The sequence below is a fragment of the Enterobacter sp. MF024 genome (assembly GCF_005843915.1).
GTDB classification, from domain to species: Bacteria; Pseudomonadota; Gammaproteobacteria; order Enterobacterales; family Enterobacteriaceae; genus Enterobacter; species Enterobacter barmai.
The window spans coordinates 162,962-185,463 of record NZ_VCBB01000011.1 but is presented as its reverse complement, the minus strand read 5'-3'; the positions used below and the strand labels follow the sequence as shown (position 1 = coordinate 185,463).

The following is a 22,502-nucleotide window of genomic DNA, read 5'->3' as shown; positions in this document are numbered from 1 at the left end:
GCTGAATTTGCCTGAAAAACCCTGGAATAATCCGAGTCTCAGGCCAGCTCTCCTTTCACCAGAGGCACGAAACGTACGGCTTCTACGGTATCGATGATGAACTCGTTGCCCCGTCGACGAACACGCTTCAACAGCTGATGTTCATCGCCCACCGGTAAAACGAGGAGCCCGCCGTCATCCAGCTGCGCCATCAGCGCATCCGGGATCTCAGGCGGTGCAGCCGTCACGATAATGGCATCAAACGGGCCGCGTGCCTTCCAGCCCTGCCAGCCATCCCCGTGACGGGTAGAAACATTGTGTAAATCGAGCTGCTTCAGGCGACGGCGCGCCTGCCACTGCAGCCCTTTGATGCGTTCAACCGAGCAGACATGATGCACCAGGTGCGCCAGAATGGCGGTCTGGTATCCCGAACCGGTGCCAATCTCCAGCACCCGCGAGTCCGGGGTCAGCTCCAGCAGCTCTGTCATGCGCGCCACCATATACGGCTGGGAGATAGTTTGCCCCTGCCCTATCGGTAACGCGACGTTTTCCCATGCTTTGTGCTCAAACGCCTCATCCACGAACTTTTCCCGCGGCACCCGCGAGATGGCGTCCAGCACCCGCTCGTCAGCAATACCCTGACTGCGTAATTGATTCAGAAGAGTTTGTACACGATTGCTTACCATTGCGAGCTCACCCCGGCACGATCCAGCCAGCCTGAAACCACATCCTGCGCGTTATGCGCGGTCAAATCTACGTGCAGCGGGGTGACGGAAACGTAGCCTTCATCCACGGCGGCAAAATCAGTATCCGGCCCGGCATCGTGTTTTTCGCCCGGCGGGCCAATCCAGTACAGCGTGTTGCCGCGCGGATCTTCCTGCGGGATCACTTTATCCGCCGGGTGGCGGCTGCCACAGCGCGTCACGCGGATGCCTTTGATTTCATCCAGCGGCAGATCCGGCACGTTGATATTGAGGATGCGTCCGGTGCGCAGCGGCTCGCGGCTCAGGGCCCGCAGAATGGCGCAGGTGACTGCGGCGGCGGTGTCATAGTGCTGATGGCCGTTGAGGGAGACCGCCAGGGCAGGAAAGCCAAGGTGGCGTCCTTCCATTGCGGCGGCTACCGTTCCGGAGTAGATCACGTCATCGCCCAGGTTGGGTCCGGCATTGATGCCGGAGACCACCACGTCCGGGCGGGGACGCATTAGCGCATTGACGCCCAGAAAGACACAGTCGGTTGGAGTGCCCATCTGAACGGCGATATCGCCATTGTCGAAGGTAAAGGTGCGAAGAGACGACTCGAGGGTTAACGAGTTAGAGGCACCGCTGCGGTTACGATCGGGAGCCACCACCTGCACCTCGGCGAACTCACGTAGCGCTTTAGCCAGCGTCTGAATGCCTGGCGCATGGATCCCGTCATCGTTACTCAGCAATATTCGCATAGTCACCCGAAGTGTTGATAAGTTCCCTGACAACACTGGTGGCAAAGCTGCCAGCCGGCAGCCAGAAACGTAGCTCGACGGTTACGTCATCCCACCAGTTCCAGCTCAACTGTTGCGGATAGAGCAGCATCGCCCGGCGTGCCGCTTCGACTTTTTCCCGCTCCAGCAGTGAGCATAACTCTGTTTCATCGGCGATGGCAGCCTGCTCAAAACGCAGCGCATCACCCTGCGGACCCCAGTCGCCGGTACCCGGCAGGGCCGCAGTGATCAGCAGAGTTTTCGCATTGACGCGCGCCTGCACATCGCTCATTTCTTCATCAGTGGCGACAAACCAGCTGCCGCGTCCCGCTAATTGTAGCGCATCGCCGACAACAACTTGATTCGCGTCTGTTTTTTTCAGCCGCTCGCTGACGATTTGATTAAACAACGCGCTGCGGGCTGCCGACAACCAAAAACTGCGTTTATTGCGATCCCGCACCGGGGCATTGCTTTGCGCCCAGCGCAGGGCGCCCTGCAGGTTACTGCCGCCAATGCCAAAACGCTGTGCGCCGAAATAGTTCGGCACGCCCTGCTCGTTGATTGCCGTCAGACGCTGTTCAACCTCATCGCGGTTGCTCACCTCGCGCAGCACCAGGGTAAAGGCGTTGCCCTTAAGCGCCCCGAGACGCAATTTGCGCTTGTGACGGGCGTATTCCAGCACCTGACAGCCTTCAAGCTGGAACTGGCTTAAATCGGGCATCCCATTACCCGGTACCCGGGCGCAGAGCCACTGTTCCGTGACGGCGTGTTTGTCTTTCTGCCCGGCAAAGCTCACTTCACGGGCGTGAATTTTCAGGAACTTTGCCAGCGCCTCGGCGACAAAACGGGTGTTGCAGCCGTTTTTCAGGATCCGCACCAGAATGTGCTCGCCCTCGCCGTCCGGCTCAAAGCCCAGATCTTCTACCACCACGAAATCTTCCGGATTGGCCTTCAGCAGGCCCGTGCCCTGCGGCTTACCGTGCAGGTACGTCAGGTTGTCGAAGTCGATCATTTGGCCGCCTTCACCAGCAGCGCCACGGCTTCACAGGCAATGCCTTCACCGCGACCGGTAAAGCCGAGCTTCTCGGTAGTGGTCGCTTTGACGTTGACATCGTCCATATGGCAGCCGAGATCTTCGGCAATAAACACGCGCATCTGGGGGATGTGCGGCAGCATTTTCGGGGCCTGGGCAATAATGGTCACGTCCACGTTGCCGAGGGTGTAGCCTTTGGCCTGAATACGGCGCCAGGCTTCGCGCAGCAGCTCACGGCTGTCGGCGCCCTTAAAGGCCGGATCGGTGTCCGGGAACAGCTTGCCGATATCGCCCAGCGCCGCCGCACCCAGCAGCGCGTCGGTTAACGCGTGCAGGGCAACATCGCCATCAGAATGCGCCAGCAGTCCTTTTTCATAAGGGATGCGTACGCCGCCAATGATAATTGGGCCCTCGCCGCCAAAGGCGTGTACATCAAAACCATGTCCAATTCGCATTATGCCTTCTCCTGATGGGTCGAACGGGTAAGATAAAATTCTGCCAGCTGTAAATCTTCGGGGCGCGTCACTTTTATATTATCTGCGCGCCCTTCAATCAGTTCCGGGTGAAAACCGCAGTACTCCAGCGCCGAAGCTTCGTCGGTGATGGTTGCGCCTTCGTTCAGCGCACGGGTTAAGCAGGCGTGCAGCAGCTCGCGAGGGAAAAATTGCGGCGTGAGCGCATGCCAGAGGTCAACGCGCTCCACGGTGTGAGCGATGGCCTGCAGCCCCGGCTCGCCGCGTTTCATGGTATCGCGGACCGGCGTCGCCAGAATGCCGCCCACGCGGCTGGTTTCGCTGATCGCCAGCAGCCGCGCCAGATCGTCCTGATGCAGACACGGACGCGCCGCATCATGCACCAGCACCCACTGCGCGTCACCGGCGGCCTGTAATCCCGCCAGCACCGAATCGGCACGCTCTGCTCCGCCGTCAACCACGGTCACCTGCGGATGAACTGCAAGCGGTAGCGCGGCAAAGCGGGCGTCGCCCGGGCTGATAGCGATAACGACTCGCGTCACGCGTGGGTTCGCCAGCAGCGCCGCCACGGTGTGCTCAAGGATCGTTTTATCACCAATTGAAAGGTATTGTTTAGGACATTCAGTCTGCATGCGCCGGCCAAACCCGGCGGCTGGCACAACGGCGCATACGTTCGAAAAAGTTACTGCCATGGCGTAATCCTGGGCCTGATTATCGAGTGTTTTGTACTGAGCCCTGGTTGCGTTTAGACGCATCCGGCACCAGACGATAGAAGGTTTCGCCCGGCTTAGTCATGCTGAGTTCGTTGCGCGCGCGCTCTTCAATGGCTTCCTGGCCGCCATTGAGATCGTCAATTTCCGCAAACAGTTGATCGTTTCGCGCTTTAAGTTTGCCGTTTGTAGCCTGCTGCGCCGTCACGTCATCGCTGACGCGACTGTAATCGTGAAGGCCGTTCTTACCGAACCACAGCGAATACTGAAGCCAGACCAGCAGAGCCAGCAACAGCAGCGTAAGTTTACCCATCCTGCCCCCTGAAAAACGGCATCATCATCCCATAACTTTCCCCACGACTCTACATCGGGGCTACAGAGATGCCGCAACATTGCGGGCAAATGTACCACATTTTTTTTGCAGATTCGCGCAAGCCAACAATGTCACATAGTTGGTTACGGTTTGAATTATGGATGAACTTATCCCATGAGCCACAAAAATAACAGTCCGACCATTGCCACCACCGTCATCACGGTGCAAAGCGAACTGTAGAGTAGCTTGCCGTTAAGCAGAGAGTGCAGCGCGATCCCCACCACAACGGCAACGGGCATCAGTGCAAGGAAGAAAGGCCAGGTATAAAGGAAGAAAAACAGCGTGTTGCTGCCGTAAAACAGGAAAGGGATCCCCAGTGCCATCAGCCATGACGCAAAGCCGACAAACGCCCCAGGAAAAGACCAGGTCGTCTCGTCATTTGCCGATACTGTGTCCGACCCGGTGATGATGTAGTTTTCGCTGTTCCGCATAGCTGATCCTGTGACCGTGACATATTGACGGGAGTTATTCGCTCCCCTCAATACCATCTCAGGATCTGATAATATCGCCCTGCCGGAGCAGGTCTAATAATTGGCCTACTAAATTTGTTACCAATTGTTGACCTTCGAGGTGGATATCCGGGGTTTCCGGCGCTTCGTAGACCGCATCGATGCCGGTGAAATTCTTCAGCTCGCCGGCGCGGGCCTTTTTGTAGAGCCCTTTCGGATCGCGCTGTTCGCAGATTTCCAGCGGGGTATCAACAAACACTTCAATGAAGCGGCTGTTACCCACCCGCTCACGCACCATCTGCCGCTCGGCGCGATGCGGTGAGATAAAGGCGGTTAACACCACCAGCCCGGCATCGGCCATCAGGCTGGCCACTTCGCCCACCCGACGGATGTTCTCTTTGCGATCCGTATCGCTAAAGCCGAGATCGCTGCACAGCCCGTGGCGCACGTTGTCGCCATCCAACAGATAGGTGCTGACGCCAAGTTTGTGCAGCGCCTCTTCCAGCGCGCCCGCGACGGTGGACTTACCGGAACCCGAGAGCCCGGTAAACCACAGCACAACCCCACGATGACCGTGGAGTTGTTCGCGTTCGGCCACCGTGACCGGATGAGGATGCCAGACGACGTTCTCATCATGCTGCGCCATTACTTGCCTCCCAGCAGATCGCGCGCGCCCCAGTGCGGGAAGTGTTTGCGTACCAGCGCGTTCAGCTCCAGCTCAAAGGCGCTGAATTCCGACGGCACCGCGCTCGCCTGCGATTTAGGCTCGCGCACCATCCCTGCGCCAACGGTGACGTTGGTCAGACGGTCGATAATGATTAAGCCCCCGGTCACCGGGTTCTGCTGATACCGATCCAGCACCAGCGGTTCGTCGAAGGTGAAATCCACCAGCCCGATGCCGTTCAGCGGCAGTTCAGTGACGCTGTGCTGCGCCAGGTTGTTGATGTCGACCTGGTACTGAACGCCGTCCACGCGGGCGCGGGTTTTCTTGCCGGCAATCTTGATGTCGTAGCTCTGGCCCGGGCTCAGCGGCTGTTCAGCCATCCACACCACATCCACAGAGGCGCTTTGTACCGCAGGCAGCGTCTCCTGCGCATCTACCAGCAAGTCGCCGCGACTGATATCAATTTCGTCTTTCAGCACCAGCGTTACCGCTTCCCCTGCCCCGGCTTCCTGCAGATCGCCGTCAAAGGTAACGATACGGGTAATCGCTGATTCCACGCCGGATGGCAGGACTTTCACGCGCTGGCCGACCTGCACGTTGCCGGAGGCAATAGTGCCGGAGAAGCCACGGAAATCGAGGTTCGGGCGGTTCACGTACTGCACCGGGAAGCGCATCGGCTGCGTTTCCACGCTGCGCTGGATCTCAACGGTCTCCAGCACTTCCAGCAGCGTCGGGCCGCTGTACCACGGCATGCTGACGCTCTGGGAAGCCACGTTATCCCCTTCCAGCGCCGACAGCGGCACAAAGCGGATGTCGAGGTTGCCCGGCAGCTGCTCGGCAAAGGTGAGGTAGCTTTCGCGGATCTCGTTAAACTTCTCTTCGCTGAAGTTGACCAGGTCCATCTTGTTGACCGCCACCACCAGGTGTTTGATCCCCAGCAGCGTGGAGATAAAGCTGTGGCGACGGGTCTGATCCAGCACACCTTTACGGGCGTCGATCAGCAGGATCGCCAGGTCGCAGGTGGAGGCGCCGGTCGCCATATTGCGGGTGTACTGCTCATGCCCTGGGGTGTCGGCGATAATAAATTTACGCTTCTCGGTGGAGAAATAGCGATAGGCCACGTCGATGGTGATGCCCTGCTCGCGCTCCGCCTGCAGGCCATCCACCAGCAGGGCCAGATCGAGTTTCTCGCCCTGGGTGCCGTGACGCTTGCTGTCGTTGTGCAGTGATGAGAGCTGATCTTCATAGATCTGACGGGTATCGTGCAGCAGACGGCCAATCAGGGTGCTTTTCCCGTCGTCCACGCTGCCGCAGGTCAGGAAACGCAGCAAACTTTTGTGCTGCTGGGCGTGCAGGTAGGCTTCGACGCCGCCTTCATTGGCAATCTGTTGAGCAATAGTGGTATTCATGGCGGCTCCTTAGAAATAACCCTGACGTTTCTTCAGCTCCATCGAGCCTGCCTGGTCGCGGTCAATCACGCGCCCCTGTCGCTCGCTGGTGGTTGAGACCAGCATCTCTTCAATGATCGAAGGCAGCGTCTGCGCGTCAGACTCCACCGCGCCGGTCAGCGGCCAGCAGCCGAGGGTACGGAAACGCACCATCCGCTTTTTGATCACTTCGCCAGGCTGCAGATCGATACGATCGTCATCCACCATCATCAGCATGCCGTCGCGCTCCAGCACCGGGCGTTCAGCCGCCAGATACAGAGGAACGATCTCGATATTTTCCAGATAGATGTACTGCCAGATATCCAGCTCGGTCCAGTTGGAGAGCGGGAACACGCGAATGCTTTCGCCTTTGTTAATCTGGCCGTTGTAATTGTGCCACAGCTCAGGACGCTGGTTTTTTGGATCCCAGCGATGGAAGCGATCGCGGAAGGAGTAGATACGCTCCTTGGCGCGGGATTTCTCTTCATCGCGGCGGGCGCCGCCGAACGCGGCATCAAAGCCGTATTTGTTCAGCGCCTGCTTCAGCCCTTCGGTTTTCATGATATCGGTGTGTTTACCGCTGCCGTGCACGAACGGGTTAATGCCCATCGCCACCCCTTCCGGGTTTTTATGCACCAGCAGTTCGCAGCCGTACGCTTTGGCGGTGCGGTCACGGAACTCATACATCTCGCGGAATTTCCAGCCGGTATCCACATGCAGCAGCGGGAACGGCAGCGTGCCCGGGTAAAACGCTTTACGCGCCAGGTGCAGCATCACGCTGGAGTCTTTCCCGATGGAGTACATCATTACCGGATTAGCAAACTCAGCGGCCACTTCGCGGATAATATGAATACTTTCCGCTTCCAGTTGCCGCAGGTGCGTCAGTCGTTTTTGATCCATAACCGTTCCTTAAGCCAAATTTACGACCGAAGAGCCAAACCCTTCGGTGTCGGTAGTGTTTTGAAACCAGGCGAGCGTGCTGTGCAGCTGCACCACTTCCCCCACCACAATCAGGGCGGGCATCGGGGCGTCTTTCGCGAGGCTTGCAAGGTGTTGTAGTGTTCCGGTGGTCACGTTCTGATCGACGCGCGTGCCGCGGGATATCACCGCCACAGGCGTAGTCGCATCGCGCCCGTGGCGAATCAGTTGTTCGCTAATTTCCGCCGCTTTCATGGTGCCCATGTAGATGGCGAGGGTCTGACGGCTTTGCGCCAGATGCGTCCAGTCAAACGGGGTGCTGTCGGCCTTGTAGTGGCCGGTGACAAAAGTGACGCTCTGGGCGTAATCGCGGTGCGTGAGCGGAATACCGGCATAGGCCGTGACCGCCGAGGCTGCGGTGATCCCCGGTACCACCTGGAAAGGTACACCCGCTTCGGCTGCCGCCTGCAGCTCTTCGCCGCCGCGACCAAAGATAAAGGGATCGCCCCCTTTCAGGCGCACCACGGTTTTGCCCTCTCTGGCCGCCGCGATCAGCATCTGGTTGGTGTCGTGCTGGGGAACAGCATGTCCGCCCGCGCGTTTGCCTACGCAGATCTGCTCAGCGTCGCGACGAATCAGCTCGCGCACGCCGTCGCTCACCAGATGGTCATAGAACACCACGTCCGCATCCTGCAACACCTGCAAACCGCGCAGGGTCAGGAGGCCAGCATCACCCGGCCCCGCACCGACGAGGATGATCTCCCCGCTGGTGCTGCCCGGGTTATCCAGCTCGTCTTCGAGAATTTGCTGCGCCGCCGTCTCATTACCGGCCTGCATCAGGCTGGCAAAGCGCCCGCGAAACACGCGCTCCCAGAAGCGACGGCGTTCCGTCACGCTGGTCAGGCGGGTTTTCAGGTGGTTGCGCCAGTAGCTGGCCTTCTCGGCCATCCGGCCCAGGCTTGTCGGCAGCAGCGCTTCGATTTTTTCCCGCAGTACGCGGGCCAGCACCGGAGCAGTGCCGCCAGAGGAGATGGCCACCAGCAGCGGCGAGCGGTCCACAATAGACGGAAAGATAAAGGAGCAAAGCGGCTGGTCGTCCACCACGTTCACCAGACGGTGACGGGCATGGGCAGCATCCGAGACGCGCTGGTTGAGAGCCCGGTTATCAGTGGCGGCAATGACCAGCACCACATTGTCGATTTGCGACTCAGCAAAATCCGCTTCGGCGACAACCTGCACGCGCGCGCCAGCCCGGTGTAAAAAGGCAATTTTGCGCTCAGCGATTTCGCCGGTGCCGACAACCAGCACCGGGCGGTCTTTTACGGCAGCGAATAAAGGAAGGTAATCCACAATGCTACAACTCGCTAACAACCAGGAATAGTGGGACTATAGGGGGCGGCTACGAGCGAATGAAATTACGAATTGGAATGAGTAGTTACTCAATGGAATAACGCCCTGGAAAAGCTCATATCAAAAAGTGCTTAACGCGCGTGATTCCGGGCATTTAAGAGCAAATCAAATTGTGTAAGCGCAGTCACAGTTTCATACTAAGCGCGTTAAAATTTTGCGTTATTTTTTTAAGGACTCACTATGTTTTCCGCAATGCGCCACCGATACGTTGCCCTGGCGCTCGGCGTTTGCTTAATCGGAACGGTTCAGGCTAAGACCCCGCCTCTGGGCGAAGTTGCCGCGACGCAGGCGCGTCATATTGCCACCTTTTTCCCGGGTCGGATGACCGGCACCCCCGCTGAAATGCTCTCCGCTGACTATGTGCGCCAGCAGTTCGCCGGTATGGGCTACCAGAGCGATATCCGCACCTTTCAGAGCCGCTACATCTATACCTCCCGTAATCTGAGCAAGAACTGGCACAACGTGACCGGCAGCACCGTGATTGCTGCCCACGAAGGTAAAGCCGCCCAGCAGATTATTATTCTGGCGCATCTCGATACTTACGCCCCGATGAGCGACAGCGATGCCGACAACAACCTCGGCGGCCTGACCTTACAGGGTATTGATGACAACGCCGCTGGCGTCGGGGTGATGCTGGAGCTGGCCGACCAGCTGAAAGATATTCCCACCCAGTACAGCATCCGCTTTATCGCCACCAGCGGCGAAGAAGAGGGACGCCTGGGCGCCGAGAATGTCCTCAAACGCATGAGCGCGGCAGAGAAGAAAAACACCCTGCTGGTGATCAACCTCGATAACTTAATCGTGGGGGATAAGCTCTATTTCAACAGCGGCAAAACCACGCCCGGGCCGGTGCGTAAGTTAACCCGCGACCGGGCACTGGCCATTGCCCGCGCCCACGGCATCTATGCTGCCACCAACCCGGGCGGCAACGCCGCGTATCCGAAAGGAACCGGCTGCTGCAATGATGGCGAGGTATTCGATAAAGCCGGGATCCCGGTGCTGTATGTCGAAGCGACCAACTGGTCTCTGGGCAAAAAGGATGGTTATCAGCAGCGGGCAAAATCGAAGGCGTTTCCGGAAGGAACCAGCTGGCATGACGTCAGGCTGGATAATCTGCAACACATTGACGAGGCACTGCCGAAGCGGATTGAACACCGCAGCCGGGATGTGGTGCGGGTGATGCTGCCGCTGGTGAAGGAGCTGGCGAAGGCGGGGAAAGTGTAGCGCCGTGAGTTCCCCTCACCCCGGCCCTCTCCCCAAAGGGGCGAGGGAGAAAAGACGGCACCGAACGATCCCCTCTCCCCTTTGGGGAGAGGGTTAGGGTGAGGGGCAACAAATCACCCTTCGTGCAATCCGCACTCGCGCTTGAGGCCAAAGAAGCGGGTCTCTTCTTCTGCCATACCCGGCTCCCATTTACGGGTGGTATGGGTATCGCCCACCGACAGATAGCCTTGATCCCACAGCGGGTGATACTTCAGGCCATGCTGCTGAAGGTACTGGTAAACGGTACGGTTGTCCCAGTCGATAATCGGCAGCACTTTGAACACGCCACGCTGGATCGCCAGCACCGGCAGTGACGCCCGGCTACCGGACTGATCCCGGCGCAAACCGGCAAACCAGGTTTTGGCGTTGAGTTCAGAAAGCGCCCGGTTCATCGGCTCGACTTTGTTGATGGCATTATATTTCTCAATGCCCTCAACGCCCTGCTCCCACAGCTTGCCGTAGCGTGCCTCCTGCCAGGCCGCGCTCTGCTCTGCGCGATAGACCTTCAGATTCAGCCTGAGCTTGTCCGTCAGCTCATCAATAAACTGGTAGGTTTCCGGGAACAGGTAACCGGTGTCGGTGAGGATCACCGGAATGTCCGGGCGGATCTTATTCACCAGATGCAGGCTGACCGCGGCCTGAATACCAAAGCTCGACGAGAGCACGTGTTCACCCGGCAGGTTTTCCAGAGCCCAGGCGACGCGCCCTTCGGCGTCCAGCTTCTCCAGCTGCGCGTTGGTTTCGGCCAGCGCCAGAATGCGTTCGACTTTTGGCAGATCGTTAAGGGCGTTTAGATCGAGTACGGACATAGGAACCTCATTTGCCTGTTTTGCCGGGCGGCACTGCGTTTGCCCGGCCTACAAAACCCGTGCGGTATTACTCCCAGAAATCCCGGGCGGGATCGAGCACCGGGCGAATGATGCCCGCACGCACCGTAAAGTCGCCGAAGCCTTCACCCGCTTCGCGCTCTTTCGCCCAGCGCCCGACTAACTCATCAATCGAGTTGAGAATTTCAGGTTCCGTGATGTTCTCGCGATACATACGTGGAATACGCGTTCCGCTGCGGTTACCCCCCAGGTGCAGGTTGTAACGACCCGGCGCTTTACCCACCAGGCCCAGCTCGGCCAGCATCGCGCGGCCACAGCCGTTCGGGCAGCCGGTGACGCGCATCACGATATGCTCATCCGGAATGCCGTGTTTTTCCAGAATCGCTTCCACTTTGTCAGTAAATGACGGCAGGAAACGTTCCGCTTCGGCCATCGCCAGCGGACAGGTCGGGAACGACACGCAGGCCATGGAGTTTTCACGCTGCGGCTTCACTGCGTCCATCAGGGCATGATCCCGCGCCAGCTTCTCGATCTTCGCCTTCTGGCTTTCCGGCACGCCGGCAATAATCAGGTTCTGGTTGGCAGTGATACGGAATTCGCCTTTGTGGATCTTCGCGATCTCCAGCAGACCGGTTTTCAGCGGACGGCCCGGATAATCCAGGATACGGCCGTTTTCAATAAACAGCGTCAGGTGCCATTTATTGTCGATACCTTTAACCCAGCCGATGCGATCCCCGCGACCGGTGAATTCGTACGGACGGATCGGCTCAAACTTAATGCCCGCGCGACGCTCCACTTCGGCTTTGAAGGTCTCAACGCCCACGCGCTCGAGGGTGTATTTGGTCTTGGCGTTTTTACGATCGGTACGGTTACCCCAGTCGCGCTGGGTGGTGACGACCGCTTCCGCCACCGCCAGGGTGTGCTCCAGCGGCAGATAGCCAAACTCGCTCGCGGTACGGGCGTAGGTGTTCTTGTTACCGTGCTCAATAGAGAGACCGCCGCCCACCAGCAGGTTAAAGCCCACCAGCTTGCCGTTCTCGGCAATCGCCACAAAGTTCATGTCGTTGGCGTGCAGATCGATATCGTTCTGCGGCGGGATGACTACCGTCGTTTTGAACTTACGCGGCAGGTAGGTCTGGCCGAGGATCGGCTCTTCGTCCGTGGTCGCGACCTTCTCCTGGTCGAGCCAGATCTCAGCATAGGCGCGGGTACGCGGCAGCAGATGCTCGGAGATCTTCTTCGCCCACTCGTACGCTTCAGCGTGCAGCTCGGACTCGTACGGGTTAGAGGTGCAGAGCACGTTACGGTTCATGTCGTTGGCGGTTGCCAGCGCGTCCAGCCCGACGGAGTGCAGCATCTGGTGTACCGGCTTCACGTTCTTCTTCAGAATGCCGTGGAACTGGAAGGTCTGACGGTTGGTCAGACGGATGCTGCCGTAGATAGTGTTGTCATGGGCGAACTTGTCGATCGCCTGCCACTGTTTGGTGGTGATGATCCCACCCGGCAGACGGCAGCGCAGCAGCATCGCATGACGCGGCTCCAGCTTCTGTTCAGCACGCTCGGCGCGAATATCGCGATCGTCCTGCTGGTACATACCGTGGAAACGGATCAGCAGGAAGTTGTCGCCTTTAAAACCGCCGGTCAGACCGTCATTTAAATCTTCGGCAATGGTGCCGCGCAGGTAGTTACTCTCAACCTTCATGCGCTCGGCATCAGACAGTTTGCCTTCGACCACCAGAGGGCCAGGATGTTTTTCGCTCATTAGTAGACATCTCGCTGATAACGGCGCTCGACGCGCAGCTCACTTAAATATTCATCCGCCGATTCAGTATCCATGCCACCGAATTCAGCAATCACTTCCAGCAAAGCCTGCTCAACGTCTTTCGCCATGCGATTGGCGTCGCCGCAGACATAAATGTGGGCACCGTCATTGATCCAGCGCCACAGCTCTGCGCCCTGTTCGCGCAGTTTGTCTTGTACGTAGATTTTTTCTTTTTGATCGCGGGACCAGGCCAGATCGATACGGCTCAGCACGCCCTCTTTAACGTAGCGCTGCCACTCCACCTGATAGAGGAAATCTTCGGTGAAGTGCGGGTTACCGAAGAACAGCCAGTTTTTGCCTGGCGCTTCGTCAGCGGCACGCTGCTGCATAAAGGCGCGGAACGGCGCGATGCCGGTGCCCGGACCAATCATAATGACCGGGGTTTCCGGGTTGGCAGGCAGACGGAAGTTGTCGTTGTGCTCGATAAAGACCCGCACCTCGCCCTCTTCTTCCACGCGATCCGCCAGGAAGCTCGATGCGCCACCGGCACGGGCACGACCTTCGATGTCGTAACGCACCACGCCTACGGTGACGTGAACTTCGCTTTCCACCTCGGCCTGCGCGGAGGCGATAGAGTACAGACGCGGCGTCAGCGGACGCAGCAGGCTGGTTAACGCCTCAGCATCCAGCTGGGCTGGCGAGAAACGGACCATATCGACGATGGGCGTCGTGGCTGCGTAGTGTTGCAGTTTGGCTTTGTCGCCCACCAGCGGCAGCAGGGATTCGCTGCGGGTCAGGGTGGCGTAATTCTCCACGATGTTCGCGGTATTCACGGTCAGCTCGAAATGCCACTGCAGCGCTTCAGAGAGCGGCAGCGTTTTGCCGTCCAGGGTGACCTGCTCGTCGCCTTTCAGCCACAGCAGCTCAACCAGCTCTTTCACCAGGGCCGGATCGTTCTGGTACCAGACACCCAGGGCATCGCCCGGCTGGTAGCGCAGGCCGGAGTCGCCCAGATCGATTTCGATGTGGCGCACGTCTTTTTCAGAATCACGACCGGTGATTTTCTGGTTCACCGACAGGCTCGCCGTCAGCGGGGCTTCTTTGGTGTACGGGCTGGTGTGAATGTCGTTGACCACGCCAGTGGCAGTGGCTGCCGCCTGGGCTGGCGTCTCGGTCGGGACGCGGGCTTTCAGCACATCGACAATACGTGCGCGCCATTCGGCCGCCGCGGTCTGGTATTCAACGTCGGTATCAACGCGATCCAGCAGGCGTTCAGCACCCAGTTCGGCCAGCTTGTTGTCAAAATCTTTGCCCGACTGGCAGAAGAATTCGTAGGAGGAGTCGCCCAGGCCGAATACCGCAAACGCGGTGCCCGCCAGTTTTGGCGCCTTTTTCGAGAACAGGAACTTATGCAGCGCAACCGCTTCTTCAGGCGGCTCACCTTCGCCCTGGGTAGAGGTCACAACGACAACCAGTTTTTCTGACGCGATTTGCTTAAATTTATAATCCCCGGCGTTCACCAGGTTCACGTTCAGTTTGGCTGCGAGCAGATCGTCGCGCAGGGCTTCAGCCACGCGGCGGGCATTGCCGGTTTGCGAGGCGGAGATAAGCGTAATCGCCGGGATCTCAACGGCCGCAGCCGGTGCACTCGCCACAGCCCCCGGCTGTTGATTGAGCATTCCCCAGAAATAACCGGATACCCAGGCAAGCTGGGTGGGCGAGAAATCAGTGGTGGCCGCCTGCAGGCGTGCCAGTTGCTCCGGGTTCAGGGGAAGCAAATTTGAAGGTGGGGCCTGTGTTGTCATGCGTCGTTATGTTCCAGTAGCAAAGCTGAATTTTTATCTGAAAGACAGAACAGAGTGTAAGGTTAACGGCGCGGATCATAACAATTAAAGAAGGGATGGAAATAATAAATAACCAAATGGACTAACCTCTTTTAGCTATTGTTCTTAACGATAAAACTGATTAATTATCCGATTGAAAAATATAGAGAAAAAGAGTGGTTATACTGGCTACCCGGTGCCCTCCCTATAATGACCGTTTTAGTTAATGATAAAAAATGTACTTTCCGGTACTCTACGCCGGTTTTTTCCGCATTTTTGAGAGTCCACGATGTCCACCACGCTGTTTAAAGATTTTATGTTCGAAGCCGCCCACCATCTGCCTCACGTCCCGGAAGGGCATAAATGTGGTCGCCTGCATGGGCACTCCTTTATGGTGCGTCTGGAGATCACGGGTGAAGTCGATCCGCATACCGGCTGGATTATGGATTTCTCCGAACTGAAAGCGGCGTTCAAACCGACCTATGACCGCCTCGATCACTACTATCTGAATGATATTCCAGGGCTGGAAAATCCGACCAGCGAAGTGCTGGCGAAGTGGATCTGGAATGAGATGAAACCGCTGGTGCCGCTGCTGAGCGCGGTGATGATCAAAGAGACCTGCACCGCCGGCTGCATCTATCGCGGCGAGTGATCCCCCTCATGAGGAAGCAACGGCGCGAGCTCAAAGAGCATAAGTGCGTTGCTTTCCAGCGATTCCGCTATCTGCCAGCCTTCATGAAGCCGTTCATCATGCATTGACAGCATTGGACGCGCTTTATGCTCAACCCAGCGCCACATCTCTTCGTCCGGCCCCCTTTCACTGCGCACGCCTTCAATTAAGGGGTACAGCGCGCCGTTGTGCTGATCAAACAGGTGGCACTTAATCCGCCATCTGCCGCTTAATCCCTTCAACTGGACATGGTACTGCTGGCGAAAACGCTGAATAAAAGCCTCTTCGCTGGAGAGCAGCGGGTTAAATACCACCGTATTGCACAGTAACAGCTGATATCCGTTGTGGTGGCGCAACAGCAGAAGGTTCTTTTCGTTTACCAGCATTTCACCGCGCAGGCGTCGCCACAGCCAGAGCACCCAGTAGATGGGGCGAGGCAGGCCGTGGTTGTACTGCAGGGCAAGGCTCGACGTATCGATGGTGTTGTTGGCCCGCGCTTCGCCCTGTAAGCCTGAATTAAGCCAGAACCCCGCCAGCCAGACCTGCTCCGAAAGCCCGAGCAGGTTTTGCATCAGCAGTGCCCCGCGGAAAAACCCGCCGTTGGTCGTCCGGGTATTCCCGGTGAGGGTGTTCCACGACAGCAGCCATAGCGGAAGCGAGATCTTGCGCTGGCGAAGCGAGGTCAGGATCTGCCGGATCTTCTGTACCGGATAATTTTCTGAGGAGGAGAGATGGGCCGGATCCAGCTGCGCCAGATCGAGAAGCTCGTTGGCATCGGCCGGACAGGCCAAAAAATCGGCCTGCGTAAGAAGAGTGGAGTTCAGCAGCGCCTCGTCATTTTGCGCACCATGGCCGGGGGAAAAGCGGTGCCAGATGCCGAACGTCGCCTGCGGCAGATACTCGCGAAGCGTCGCCCGCTGGGCCTGCCAGACCTGTGACCGCGTCTCCTCGCTCGCCTGAGTCGACCAGTGCATCACAAACTGCCAGCTGCCGGTGATATCGGGTGAAAAGTGATTAACTGACTGCTGTAAAAAGCGTGCAAGCAAATCAGTGCGGGTGGTCAGGCCGGTATGCAGCAGCACCGCCCACTGTTTTTGCCCAAGCCAGGTGAAGACCTGATGAAGGTTGTACCAGCAGGCATACCCCGCCATCTGCGGATCGTCCCAGCCGCTGGCAAACAGGCGGCTGCTGAGAAAGGGCTCCGCGATATCGATCCCGTAAACGGGCATCGCCTCCCCGAGCTTTTCCAGCTCCCGACGCACGTCCTCACGCAACAGATCGTCCAGCTCACGCACCGTCACCACCATTCGGGTATGGCGCAGCGGCGCGGAAGGTTTGAGAAGGGGCAGATCGAGTACTCTCTCCTGCACCGGATGCGGGGTTAATGACGACGGCTCCCGGCCGCGCGTTTCGGGTTGATTCAGCAGGCTGAAAAGCCTGTCCACCGCCACCGGGTAGAGCTGCTCCCCGTTGCTCTGGCGTAAACGGGGCGTACCGGGGTGAGAACGTCGTTGTTTACGAAACTCTCCCGGGGCCATCTGGTAATGACGCCGGAACAGATCGCTCATCATGCGCGTACTGGCGAATCCCTGCTCCAGCGCAATCTGGTGCAGCGGTCGACTGGTCAGGCGAAGCGCATCGGCGGCCTTTTCCAGCCGCAGGGTCGTAATGTACTGCATAAAACTGACGCCCATCTCTTTACGAAAAAGACGGGAGAGCCAGGCTTCCGAGACAAATTCACTTTCGGCGATTTCTGCCAGGGTAATGCGTCGGGTGTAGCTGGCGTTGATGCGTTCCACCACCCGGGCGATACGTTTGCTTAAGCCCGGATGGTTTTCCCGCAGGATCAGGCGGGCGGGCTGCTGGAACCGGCTGGTCAGCAGCAGCAGGATCTCGCTCAGCCAGCGGATTGCTTCCAGCCGGTAGCGATGCTGCTCGTTGATGAGGGTGCTTGCCAGCAGCTGGCGCAGGAGATGGCGTAGCTCATCACACTGGGGCCAGCCGCCCCCGGCGTCGGACGGAATGGCGTAATCGTGGGCGAAAAAGTCGCGGCAAAGCTGCTGGATCCAGCGTCCGGAAAGCACAACGCACATCGTCGTATTCCCGCTCTCGCTGGTGAGCTGCCAGCGTTGATTACGGTTGACGATGGTCAGGCTATCCGCCTCCAGAGTCACCTGCCGCTGGTCGGTTTTCAGTTCCGCGCTGCCTTCCAGCAGCCACAGCAGGGTCAGTGCATCGTCCTCCTCCTGATGAAACTGACGAATGTCCTGCACCTTCACCGAAAATTCGCTACCCCGTTGCTCCATTTGCCCCTCCCGGGAAGACAAATAATGACGCGCTGTTTTTTGTCATAACAGAATTGTATGAAAAACAATCAGAAATAAAGCGTCGCTTCACAACAAAAAAGTGCATTTTCCGTCGCTGCGATCGGCATAAACTCGAAATTAGCATTGTTTGATAAAAAAAGGATAACAAAAATGACACATCCGATTGTTGAAGCACTGCAGCGCAACGAGGCGCAGTTTATTGAGCTGCGCCGCCATTTTCATCAGCACCCTGAGATCGGTTTCGAGGAGCAACAAACCAGCCAGCGCGTCGCAGAGTTGCTCCAGCAGTGGGGTTACGACGTGCATCGCGGAATGGCGAAAACCGGAGTGGTAGGCACCCTGAAAGTGGGCAACGGCAGCAAACGCCTGGGTCTGCGCGCCGATATGGATGCGTTACCGATGCAGGAGGACAGCGGCAAAGCCTGGAGCAGCACCGTTGCGGGCAAATTCCACGGCTGCGGCCATGACGGCCATACCACCACCCTGCTCTATGCCGCCGAATACCTGGCGCGCACCCGCAATTTTAACGGTACGCTGCACCTGATTTTCCAGCCGGCTGAAGAGCTGCTGTACGGCGGGCGGGTAATGGTCGAAGATGGCCTGTTTGATACCTTCCCCTGCGACCATATTTTCGGTCTGCATAATATGCCCGGGCAAAAGCTCGGCAAAATTGGCCTGCGCGACGGCGCCATGATGGCCTCCTCTGACACCCTGCACATTGAAGTTAACGGCGTCGGCGGGCACGGTGCCCTGCCGGAACATACCGTCGATGCCACGCTGGTGGCCTGCCACATCACCCTCGCCCTGCAGTCGATTGTGTCGCGCAATATCACCCCGTTTGAGCCTGCGGTGGTCACCGTCGGCAGTATTCAGGCCGGACATGCGCCCAATATCATCAACGAAAAAGTGCTGATGAAGCTGACCGTGCGCACGCTGAACGAGAAGGTGCGCCAGACCGTTCTGCAGCGTATCCACGACATCGCGGTTGCGCAGGCAGAAAGCTTCAACGCCACGGCCACAATCCGGCATATCAACGGCAGCCCGGTACTCACCAATAACCCCGCCGCCAATGAGATGGTGCGTACCGTCGCCCAGGATCTGTTCGGACAGGATGCGGTCGCGACCGTGGGTGCATTTATGGGCAGCGAAGATTTCGCCTTCATGCTTGAGAAGAACCCCGACGGCTGTTACTTCACCATTGGTGCCGGCGACGAAGCGGATCGCTGCATGGTGCATAACCCGGGCTATGACTTTAACGACAAGATCCTGCTCACCGGTGCCGCGCTCTGGAGCGCCCTGACCGAACACTATCTGCGTTAATCGCGTATCCCCAGGAGGGCTGCACAATGAGTACCGTTCCCCTGACAGGCACCCCGGCTTTTGCAGGTAACGATCGACTGCTGGCGGGTATTGTTCTGAGCGTTCTGACATTCTGGTTATTTGCCCAGTCGGTGATCAACGTGGTGCCGGCCATGAAAAATAGCCTCGACATTTCCCTGGAGACGCTCACGCTGGCGGTCAGCCTCAGCGCGTTATTCAGCGGCTGCTTTGTCGTTGCCAGCGGCGGCTTTGCCGATAAGTTTGGTCGCGTGCGCCTGACGGTCATCGGCCTGGTGCTGAGTATTGTCGGCAGCGGCCTGCTGTTTCTGGCCCGGGAGCCGGTGCTCTTTCTTCTGGGACGGGCGATCCAGGGGCTGTCGGCGGCCTGCATTATGCCCGCCACCCTGGCGCTGATTAAAACCTGGTACGAAGGCAAAGCGCGCCAGCGGGCGATCAGTTTCTGGGTAATTGGCTCCTGGGGTGGTAGCGGCCTGAGCTCGTTTGTGGGCGGCGCGATCGCCACCAGCCTGGGCTGGCGCTGGATATTTATTTTCTCCATCGTGATGGCTCTGGCGGCTCTGCTACTCATCCGCGGTACGCCCGAAAGCCGGAGCGCCAGCGCTGGTCAGCATAAGCTGGATATTGGCGGGCTGGTGAGTTTTGTCTTTATGCTGGTGCTGCTCAACCTGTTTATCAGCAAAGGGCACAGCTGGGGCTGGAGTAGCGGCCTGTCGCTGGCGGTGCTGGGGGCGGCGATCCTGGCGGCGCTGGGCTTTATCATAACCGGCCTGCGTAAAGGCGATGCGGCGCTGATTGATTTTGCGCTGTTTAAAAACCGGGCCTACAGCGCGGCGGTGCTCTCCAACTTCATGCTCAACGGCTGTATTGGCACCATGATGATCACCAGCATCTGGCTGCAGCAGGGCCATCATCTGACGCCTTTGCAAACCGGGATGATGACCCTGGGGTATCTGGTGACCGTGCTCGCCATGATCCGCGTGGGGGAGAAACTGCTGCAACGCTATGGTGCCCGCCTGCCGATGATGACCGGGCCCGTGCTGACCGCGATCGGGATTACCTTTATCTCCTGCACCTTCTTAAGCAAAGAGATCTATATCGTCACCGTCTTTTTGAGCAACGTCCTGTTTGGCCTGGGGTTGGGTTGTTACGCCACGCCATCGACTGACACGGCGGTGATGAACGCGCCGGAGAGTAAAGTCGGCGTGGCGTCCGGGATCTACAAGATGGGGAGTTCGCTGGGTGGAGCAATGGGAATCGCCGTGACGGCTTCGCTGTATGCCCTGCTGCTGCCGCTGGGCATGGCCAGCGCCGCCCAATACGCGCTGCTGTTTAACAGTGCGATTTGTCTCGGCTCGGCGGTAGTGACCTGGGCGTTGTTACCCAGACTGCGGGCCCCTTAATCACAGGGGCCGCAGGGCTGTCAGGCGATATTCAGATATTTGTGCGTCTGCATCGACAGACGCCAGTTCCGCGCGATACAGGTCTCGATACACAGGCGCGTGGCATCTTCTTTCTGAGAGATCGGCTGCAGGGCAATCACCCGCTGCTTATCGTCCGTTAAGGTTTCCAGCAGTTCATCCAGCGCTTCGATATCGCGTACGCGGCCGACCGGGTGTTTAATCTCGTCCGCGCGTTCCAGCGCCTGGGACAGCACGTCATACCCGCCGCGCATATTCACTTTTGGCGATACCGTCACCCAGGTGGTGTGGGAGCAGCGTACTTCGTGGGTGCCGCTGGTTTCAATCTGGCAGCTAAAGCCGTTGCTTTCCAGCAGCATGGTCAGCGGCATCAGGTCGTGAATGCAGGGTTCACCGCCGGTGATCACCACATGGCGCGCCGTCCAGCCCTGACGACCAATGATCGCCAGCAGATCGTCCGGGTTTGCCGAGCCCCATTTGTCGCTCTCTTTAGTTTTCGCCAGAATGCTGAACAGTGAAACTTCCCGATCGCTGAGCGTTTCCCAGGTATGTTTGGTATCACACCAGGCACAGCCAACCGGGCATCCCTGCAGACGAATGAAGATAGCGGGAACGCCGGTGAAGTAACCCTCGCCTTGCAGGGTCTGGAACATCTCGTTAATCGGGTACTGCATAGTTATCTCTGGTCAGATTTACGGGGGGGCATTATTGCAGATCGCACATAATCAGGCAAAACAACCCCGGCCACGATTTAATTCCTGTCAGTTTAAGGATAGCCAGGCTAACGGCCTTATGGTGGAAAGCCGTTGTCAGAAGGCAATGTTAAAAACATAAAAACTTACGCTACGCTTTTAAGATATCCCCCACCCGGCTCGCGTCGACGTTAACCCCCTTGACTGAGTCGCCATCAGAATACTGGACAAGCAGAATGAGCCATTTTGCGGTAATAACGCTACCGTTATACAGCCATATGCAGGCTATGGAAGCACTGGCGAAACACCTTATCGTGCGCGGCCATCGGGTCACTTTTTTTCAGCAGGAAGAGGCTCGCTCGCTGCTCAGGGAACCGCAGGCGCACTTCATCCCGGTGGGTCACCCCACGCCGTCTGGGATGCATGAGCCGGGATTTTTTCGCCTGATATCAGGTATGGCAAGCGTTACCGATATGCTGTGCCGTGAACTGCCAATCGCCTTCAGACAGCACAATATTGACGCCGTGATTGTCGATCAGATGGAGCCGGCAGGAGGGCTGGTCGCACAAGCGCTCAACCTGCCCTTTATCTCCATCTGCTGCGCCCTGCCGGTAAACCGGGATAACACCATCCCCTTGCCGGTGATGCCTTTTCGCTATGGCACCAGCGATCGCAGCCGGAAATTATACGCCTCCAGCGCGGATGTTTATGACTGGCTAATGTCGGGACAGGGGCGGGTCATTGCCCGTCATGCCCGGGCGTTTGGTCTGCCCGCGCGTAACAGGCTGGATCAATGCCTGTCGCCATTGGCGCAAATCAGCCAGACCATCCCAGGCTTTGATTTTCCACGCACCTTGCCCGCCTGCTTCCATGCGGTAGGTCCGCTACGCCACGATCCGCCAGGGGTCTCTTCCGGCAATAAAAAGCGGTTTGTTTTTGCATCATTAGGCACGCTGCAGGGCTACCGCTATGGACTGTTCCGCAAGATTACCCGCGCCTGCCGGGAGGCTGGCGTACCCTTGCTTATTGCCCACTGTGACGGGCTAAATGCCAGTCAAACCGCCCGGCTGGCGCGTGCGGGGGCGCAAACCGTAGGATTTACCGATCAGCTGGCGGTATTACGCGATGCCAGCGCCGTCATTACCCATGCAGGGCTGAATACGGTGATGGATGCCATCGCCACCGCCACGCCGATCCTCGCCGTGCCGCTGGCGTTTGATCAGCCGGGCGTCGCCGCCCGCGTGGTTTTCAGCGGCATTGGCCTTAAGGCCTGCCGTTTTTCGCCGAGCCATACGCTCAGCCAGCATCTTCTCGAGCTGCTGGAAAACAAGCAGTACACGCAGCGCATCACCGCCCTCCAGACTCAGCTGATAAATGCCGGAGGGGCAGCACGGGCTGCCGAAATTATTGAACAGGCGGTACGCACACGTCATAGCGTCCCGACGGCGTGATGACATAAAAAAACCCGCCGAAGCGGGTTTTTT

21 protein-coding genes are annotated in these 22,502 nt (G+C 58.2%); 5 read left to right on the top strand and 16 right to left on the bottom strand.

What is annotated here, in order from left to right; genetic code table 11:
* Nucleotides 1-38 precede the first annotated feature (38 nt).
* The 11 genes from FFB58_RS17630 to cysG form a co-directional block, all read right to left on the bottom strand.
* Complete coding sequence (locus FFB58_RS17630) at nucleotides 39-665, bottom strand: protein-L-isoaspartate(D-aspartate) O-methyltransferase (protein WP_138370561.1); 627 nt, start codon at nucleotides 663-665, stop codon at nucleotides 39-41.
* Nucleotides 659-1,420: a 5'/3'-nucleotidase SurE gene (gene surE, locus FFB58_RS17625; protein ID WP_039029956.1), complete on the bottom strand. Its 762-nt coding sequence runs from the start codon at nucleotides 1,418-1,420 to the stop codon at nucleotides 659-661. The genes FFB58_RS17630 and surE overlap by 7 nt, the downstream gene beginning before the upstream one ends.
* Nucleotides 1,401-2,450 carry a tRNA pseudouridine(13) synthase TruD gene (gene truD / locus FFB58_RS17620; RefSeq protein WP_138370560.1) on the bottom strand — a complete coding sequence of 350 codons (1,050 nt, stop codon included), beginning with the start codon at nucleotides 2,448-2,450 and terminating at the stop codon, nucleotides 1,401-1,403. The genes surE and truD overlap by 20 nt, the downstream gene beginning before the upstream one ends.
* Complete coding sequence (gene ispF, locus FFB58_RS17615) at nucleotides 2,447-2,926, bottom strand: 2-C-methyl-D-erythritol 2,4-cyclodiphosphate synthase (RefSeq protein ID WP_006811766.1); 480 nt, start codon at nucleotides 2,924-2,926, stop codon at nucleotides 2,447-2,449. Before ispF ends, truD begins: the two co-directional genes overlap by 4 nt.
* A complete protein-coding gene (gene ispD, locus FFB58_RS17610) occupies nucleotides 2,926-3,636 on the bottom strand; it encodes a 2-C-methyl-D-erythritol 4-phosphate cytidylyltransferase (RefSeq protein ID WP_138370559.1) in 711 nt (236 codons plus the stop codon). Before ispD ends, ispF begins: the two co-directional genes overlap by 1 nt.
* A 19-nt stretch (nucleotides 3,637-3,655) precedes the next feature.
* Nucleotides 3,656-3,967, bottom strand: coding sequence for a cell division protein FtsB (ftsB, locus tag FFB58_RS17605; RefSeq protein WP_039029953.1), 312 nt, complete (start codon nucleotides 3,965-3,967; stop codon nucleotides 3,656-3,658).
* A 167-nt stretch (nucleotides 3,968-4,134) separates the two neighbouring features.
* The gene (locus FFB58_RS17600; RefSeq protein ID WP_039029952.1) at nucleotides 4,135-4,458 is read right to left on the bottom strand and encodes a DUF3561 family protein; all 324 of its coding nucleotides are present in this window, start codon (nucleotides 4,456-4,458) and stop codon (nucleotides 4,135-4,137) included.
* A 58-nt stretch (nucleotides 4,459-4,516) separates the two neighbouring features.
* Nucleotides 4,517-5,122, bottom strand: coding sequence for an adenylyl-sulfate kinase (cysC, locus tag FFB58_RS17595; protein WP_138370558.1), 606 nt, complete (start codon nucleotides 5,120-5,122; stop codon nucleotides 4,517-4,519).
* Complete coding sequence (gene cysN / locus FFB58_RS17590; protein ID WP_039029950.1) at nucleotides 5,122-6,549, bottom strand: sulfate adenylyltransferase subunit CysN; 1,428 nt, start codon at nucleotides 6,547-6,549, stop codon at nucleotides 5,122-5,124. The genes cysC and cysN overlap by 1 nt, the downstream gene beginning before the upstream one ends.
* A 9-nt stretch (nucleotides 6,550-6,558) precedes the next feature.
* Nucleotides 6,559-7,467 (bottom strand): sulfate adenylyltransferase subunit CysD, encoded by a 909-nt coding sequence (cysD, locus tag FFB58_RS17585; protein ID WP_039029949.1) that lies wholly within the window; start codon nucleotides 7,465-7,467, stop codon nucleotides 6,559-6,561.
* Between the two features lie 9 nt (nucleotides 7,468-7,476).
* Nucleotides 7,477-8,835: a siroheme synthase CysG gene (gene cysG / locus FFB58_RS17580; protein WP_039029948.1), complete on the bottom strand. Its 1,359-nt coding sequence runs from the start codon at nucleotides 8,833-8,835 to the stop codon at nucleotides 7,477-7,479.
* A gap of 240 nt (nucleotides 8,836-9,075) precedes the next feature.
* Here cysG and FFB58_RS17575 point away from each other — a divergent pair, with 240 nt between their 5' ends.
* Nucleotides 9,076-10,119, top strand: a complete 1,044-nt coding sequence (locus FFB58_RS17575) for an aminopeptidase (RefSeq protein ID WP_039029947.1) — start codon at nucleotides 9,076-9,078, stop codon at nucleotides 10,117-10,119.
* A 113-nt stretch (nucleotides 10,120-10,232) separates the two neighbouring features.
* Here the strand turns inward: FFB58_RS17575 and cysH are convergent, their stop codons facing one another.
* The 3 genes from cysH to cysJ all read right to left on the bottom strand — a co-directional run bounded on the left by cysH (nucleotide 10,233) and on the right by cysJ (nucleotide 14,552).
* Nucleotides 10,233-10,967, bottom strand: coding sequence for a phosphoadenosine phosphosulfate reductase (cysH, locus tag FFB58_RS17570; protein ID WP_138370557.1), 735 nt, complete (start codon nucleotides 10,965-10,967; stop codon nucleotides 10,233-10,235).
* Between the two features lie 67 nt (nucleotides 10,968-11,034).
* Nucleotides 11,035-12,747 (bottom strand): assimilatory sulfite reductase (NADPH) hemoprotein subunit, encoded by a 1,713-nt coding sequence (gene cysI / locus FFB58_RS17565; protein WP_138370556.1) that lies wholly within the window; start codon nucleotides 12,745-12,747, stop codon nucleotides 11,035-11,037.
* Nucleotides 12,747-14,552 carry an NADPH-dependent assimilatory sulfite reductase flavoprotein subunit gene (gene cysJ, locus FFB58_RS17560; protein WP_138370555.1) on the bottom strand — a complete coding sequence of 602 codons (1,806 nt, stop codon included), beginning with the start codon at nucleotides 14,550-14,552 and terminating at the stop codon, nucleotides 12,747-12,749. Before cysJ ends, cysI begins: the two co-directional genes overlap by 1 nt.
* A 307-nt stretch (nucleotides 14,553-14,859) precedes the next feature.
* Here cysJ and queD point away from each other — a divergent pair, with 307 nt between their 5' ends.
* Nucleotides 14,860-15,222 carry a 6-carboxytetrahydropterin synthase QueD gene (gene queD, locus FFB58_RS17555; protein WP_039029943.1) on the top strand — a complete coding sequence of 121 codons (363 nt, stop codon included), beginning with the start codon at nucleotides 14,860-14,862 and terminating at the stop codon, nucleotides 15,220-15,222.
* Here queD and FFB58_RS17550 read toward each other — a convergent pair.
* A complete protein-coding gene (locus FFB58_RS17550; RefSeq protein ID WP_138370554.1) occupies nucleotides 15,207-17,546 on the bottom strand; it encodes a helix-turn-helix domain-containing protein in 2,340 nt (779 codons plus the stop codon). The two genes, queD and FFB58_RS17550, sit on opposite strands and share 16 nt — an antisense overlap.
* A 171-nt stretch (nucleotides 17,547-17,717) precedes the next feature.
* On the opposite strand from FFB58_RS17550, the gene FFB58_RS17545 reads away from it, so the two are divergent.
* Nucleotides 17,718-18,887: a M20 aminoacylase family protein gene (locus FFB58_RS17545; RefSeq protein ID WP_138370553.1), complete on the top strand. Its 1,170-nt coding sequence runs from the start codon at nucleotides 17,718-17,720 to the stop codon at nucleotides 18,885-18,887.
* Nucleotides 18,888-18,913: 26 nt separating this feature from the next.
* On the top strand, nucleotides 18,914-20,308 hold the full coding sequence (locus tag FFB58_RS17540) for an MFS transporter (RefSeq protein WP_138370552.1): 1,395 nt from the start codon (nucleotides 18,914-18,916) through the stop codon (nucleotides 20,306-20,308).
* A 20-nt stretch (nucleotides 20,309-20,328) separates the two neighbouring features.
* On the opposite strand, the gene queE is transcribed toward FFB58_RS17540, so the two are convergent.
* Nucleotides 20,329-21,000, bottom strand: coding sequence for a 7-carboxy-7-deazaguanine synthase QueE (gene queE, locus FFB58_RS17535; RefSeq protein WP_138370551.1), 672 nt, complete (start codon nucleotides 20,998-21,000; stop codon nucleotides 20,329-20,331).
* 254 nt (nucleotides 21,001-21,254) lie between these two features.
* Here queE and FFB58_RS17530 point away from each other — a divergent pair, with 254 nt between their 5' ends.
* Nucleotides 21,255-22,469 carry a glycosyltransferase gene (locus FFB58_RS17530; protein WP_138370550.1) on the top strand — a complete coding sequence of 405 codons (1,215 nt, stop codon included), beginning with the start codon at nucleotides 21,255-21,257 and terminating at the stop codon, nucleotides 22,467-22,469.
* The last annotated feature ends 33 nt before the right edge of the window (nucleotides 22,470-22,502 follow it).